This window comes from Salipiger sp. HF18 (assembly GCF_011806505.1).
Classification (GTDB): domain Bacteria; phylum Pseudomonadota; class Alphaproteobacteria; order Rhodobacterales; family Rhodobacteraceae; genus Salipiger; species Salipiger thiooxidans.
Map to the genome: position 1 here is coordinate 1 of NZ_JAATOS010000506.1, position 2,818 is coordinate 2,818.

4 protein-coding genes are annotated in these 2,818 nt (G+C 71.7%); all 4 read right to left on the reverse strand.

From position 1 onward, the window contains the following. Positions 1-450, reverse strand: a 450-nt coding sequence (locus tag HC022_RS23210; protein ID WP_167453978.1) for an ATP-binding cassette domain-containing protein, incomplete at its 3' end; no start/stop codon positions are given. Next, positions 447-1,304, reverse strand: coding sequence for a putative selenate ABC transporter substrate-binding protein (locus HC022_RS23215; protein ID WP_167453979.1), 858 nt, complete (start codon positions 1,302-1,304; stop codon positions 447-449). The genes HC022_RS23210 and HC022_RS23215, both read right to left, overlap by 4 nt. Positions 1,305-1,418: 114 nt before the next feature. Further along, on the reverse strand, positions 1,419-2,408 hold the full coding sequence (locus tag HC022_RS23220; protein ID WP_254885250.1) for an ABC transporter ATP-binding protein: 990 nt from the start codon (positions 2,406-2,408) through the stop codon (positions 1,419-1,421). Continuing rightward, positions 2,405-2,818: ABC transporter ATP-binding protein (locus HC022_RS23225; protein ID WP_167453981.1), on the reverse strand; the 414-nt coding region annotated here is incomplete at its 5' end. The genes HC022_RS23220 and HC022_RS23225, both read right to left, overlap by 4 nt.

A 2,818-nucleotide genomic window follows, 5' to 3' on the forward strand; every position in this document is an offset into this window, starting at 1 on the left:
GTCGCCGATCAGCACCGCGCCGCCGCGCCACCACGCGCGCCCCAGCGCCACGCGCTGCTTCTGCCCGCCCGAGAGCGCCCGCACCGGGCGGTCGGCAAGCTCGGCGAGCCCCAACGGCGTCAGCACGTCGACCACGCCCGCGCGGTCGGCGCGGCGGACGTGCAGCAGGTTGGTGAGGTTGTAGAGCGCGCCGTGATCGTCGAGCCGGCCCATCAGCACGTTCTTGAGCACCGAAAGCTGCGGCACCAGCGCATGGTCCTGCGGCACGAGCGCGGTGCGGTGGTCGCGCGCCAGCCGGTCGTGCATGGCGTTGAGCAGCGTTGTCTTGCCCACGCCGCTGCGGCCCAGAAGCACGACGCGCTCGCCGGGGGCGAGCGCGAAGCTGAGCCCGGGCAGCACCGCGGCGCGCCCGTAACCCAGCGTTTCCCGATCCAGCGCGGCCAGCGTCATTCGATGAGGCCGAGCTCCTTGGCGGTTTCCTCGATCGGCTGGAAATCCTCGTTGGCGGCGGGGATGAAGGCCTCGCGCGGGAAGGCCGCGAGCAGGTCGGGGTCGTCCATGCCGATGAGCGCCGCCTGCACCTTGTCAGCGAAGCCCTCGCCGAAGCGGGCATCGACGTCGCCGCGGATGGTCCAGTTGTAATCGGGGTAGGGCGGGGTCTGCCAGATCACCTTGGCGGTCTCGACCTCGGGGGCGCCTTCCTCGACGGCCTTGTCGTAGACCGCGAAGTTCAGCGCACCGATGTCCCACGCGCCCGAGGCGACGAGCCGCAGGGTCTGGCTGTGGTCGCCCGAGAAGCCGACCTTCGTGAAGAACGCCTCGGGGGCCTCGCCGGTCTCCTGCCGGATCCAGTACTCGGGCATCAGCCGGCCCGAGGTCGAGGTCTTGGCGCCGAAGGTGAACGACATGCCCTTGGCGGCCTCGGGGAAGGTGTCGGATTGCTCGAGGCCGGTCTCGGTATTGGCGATGAAGTAGCTCACGAAGATCGGGTCCTCCTTGCCCTGCGCGATGGCGCGGGCGTCGGGAACCGCGAGGCGGGCCTGCACGCCGGTGAGCCCGCCGAACCACGCGAGCTGGATCTGGTCGTTGCGGAAGGCGGTGACCGAGGCGGCGTAGCTCTTCACAGGCACGAATTCGACGTCGACGCCAAGCTCGCCCTCGAGATACTCGGCGACCGCCGAGAAGCGCTCGATGAGGCGGGTCTCCTCCTCGTCGGGGATGGCCGAGAAATAGAGCGTCTGCGCGGCGGCAAGCGAGGTGGAGCCAAGCAGGGCGGCAAGGGCGAGCGGGGCGATGCGGGTCATGGCGGACCTTCCGTCTGTCACGAGGGGATAGGAATGCGGTGGAGCCCGGCCGGGCCGGCTGGCCGCTTCCTAGTGCAGCTGGGGTCTTTCTTGCAATGCCGGAGTTGGCACGGCTCAGGCGGTGACGGCCTCGGGGCGGTGACACCAGAAGCTGCGGGCGGGCTCGGTGATGGCCGGGGCGGGACGTTCGGCGCAGCTTGGCTGCGCAAAGGCGCAGCGCGGCGCGAAGCGGCAGCCCATGGGCGCGAGGAACGGGTCCGCGGGCGGCTGGCCCTTGGGCTGGGCGGGCAGCGGGTGGCCGGGCTCGGGCACCAGCGTCGCCCCGACCAGCATCCGGCTGTAGGGGTGGCGCGGGGTCTTGAAGAGCGCGGGCGCCGGTGCCTCCTCGACCTTGCGGCCAAGGTACATGACCGCGACCCGGTCCGAGACGTGCTCGACCACGGCAAGGTTGTGCGAGACGAAGATCATGGTGAGCTGCATGTCGCGCTTCAGCTCGAGCAGCAGGTTCAGCACCTGCGCCTGCACCGAAACGTCGAGCGCCGAGGTGGGCTCGTCGCAGACCAGCACCTTGGGCTCGAGGATCAGCGCCCGGGCGATGGCGGCGCGCTGGCGCTGGCCGCCCGAAAGCTCGCCGGGGTAGGCGTCGAAAAGCCGGGTCGGCAGGCCCACGCGGTCCATCATCTCGCGCGCCTTGCGGGCGATGCCGCGGCCGCCGTGCAGTCGCGGCGGCTGCCCCACGGGGTCGCCGCCCCGGCGCCCCGGTTTAGGCGCGGCGGGGGGGTTTGGAAACCCCGGCTGGACCAGCCGCCCCCGCGCTGCCACCGGCAGGGCGTAGAGATCGCGCCCGCCGATGGAGACCGAGCCGCTGTCGGGCCTGAGCAGCCCCACGGCCATGGACATGGCGGTACTCTTGCCGCAGCCGCTCTCGCCGACGAGGCCCAGCGTCGTGCCCTCGGGCACCTCAAGGCTCAGCCCGTCGACCGCGTGCAACTCCTTGGGCTTGCCGAACATGCCCTGCCGCACGGAGTAGGTCTTGCGCAGGTCGCGCAGGTGGATCATCGGCTGGCGGGGGGCGGTCATTTGGGCGGTCTGGGGGGCGGTCATGGGCGCGTCTCCGAGAGCGAGGGCCGCGTGCATTCGACGAAGCCGCCCGAGGCAAAGGCGTGGCGGGGCAGCGGATCGCTGGCGCAGCCATCGCCCGCCAGTGCGCAGCGGTCGCGGAAGGCGCAGCCGGTGACGCTGCCGATGAGCCCGGGCACCCGGCCGGGGATGGCGGGCAGGGGCGTGCCGGGCCGGGTGCGTCCGGGCACCGGGATCGCGGCCATCAGGCCTTGCGTGTAGGGATGCGCGGGCGCCGCGAAAAGCTGCGCCACGGGGCCGGTCTCGATCACCCGGCCCGCGTACATCACCGCCACTTCGTCGGCGATGGCGGCGGCAACGCCAAGATCGTGGGTGATCAGCAGCAGCCCGAGGCCAAGCTCGTCCTGCAGCTCGGCGATGACCTGCAGGATCTG

Excerpts from the sequence above, each read along its gene's own strand:
- HC022_RS23215 (WP_167453979.1), bottom strand. The coding sequence starts at position 1,304 with ATGACCCGCATCGCCCCGCTCGCCCTTGCCGCCCTGCTTGGCTCCACC.
- HC022_RS23220 (WP_254885250.1), bottom strand. The coding sequence starts at position 2,408 with ATGACCGCCCCCCAGACCGCCCAAATGACCGCCCCCCGCCAGCCGATG.